This is a genomic window from Bradyrhizobium sp. 132, from assembly GCF_023074185.1.
In the GTDB taxonomy this organism is placed as follows: Bacteria; Pseudomonadota; Alphaproteobacteria; order Rhizobiales; family Xanthobacteraceae; genus Bradyrhizobium.
In genome coordinates this window covers 1-781 of the sequence record NZ_JADPKY010000164.1, presented here as the reverse complement: position 1 = coordinate 781, position 781 = coordinate 1, and the positions used below count along the sequence as shown (strand labels likewise).

Genomic DNA, 781 nt, shown 5'->3' with positions numbered 1-781 from the left:
GTTGCAGGCCGCGCGCCTGGCCGGCACGACGATCGACGCGATTGCCGAGTTCGTCCTGGGTCGCGCGAATCTCGGCCAACAGCGCGACTGGATCGAGCGAGCGATACTGATCGCGCAGCCGCTTCTTCACGGCCGCGGTCACCTTGGAATGCGCCAATGCACGCTCATAGGGCGTCGATGGGAGATGATAGCGCTTGATCACTTTAGCCCCTTCGCGGCGCTTCTCCTTCAGGTTGAACGACGGCTGGAAGAAGTTGACGTAGAGCCGTGCCGCCGCATAGAGGCGGCCCATCACACGGGCCGTCTCGACCCCATCGAAGCGGCCGTAGCCCATCAGGCGACGGACGACGGCACCATTCTTCTGCTCGACCAACGCCTGATCGTTCTTCTTGTAGGCGCGCGAGCGTGTGACTTCGAGCTTCTGTTCGCGACACCATGGGACGACGACATCGTTCATGAAGGCGCTGTCGTTGTCGAAGTCCACCCCGCGCAACACCCAAGGGAAGAGGCTCTGTGCCCGATTGATCGCCTCGACGACGAGTGAACCTTCCCGCGTCACCAACGGTAGGCACTCCGTCCAGCCCGTGGCGACATCGACCATCGTCAGGGTCTGGATGAACGAGCCAGCCACCGACGTGCCGCCATGGGCGACCATGTCAACCTCGCAGAACCCGGGCGGCGGGCTGTTCCAGTCATTGAACGTGCGGATCGGGACCTCGCGCCGGATTGCCGAATAGAATCCGGCACGGCGCCGCCTGCCGCCGCTCGCCGCGATCTTCAC

1 protein-coding gene is annotated in these 781 nt (G+C 63.9%); it reads right to left on the bottom strand.

What is annotated here, in order from left to right; all coding sequences use genetic code 11:
• A partial coding sequence (locus tag IVA74_RS36140) for a transposase family protein (protein ID WP_247352277.1) occupies nucleotides 1-781 on the bottom strand: 781 nt, incomplete at both ends.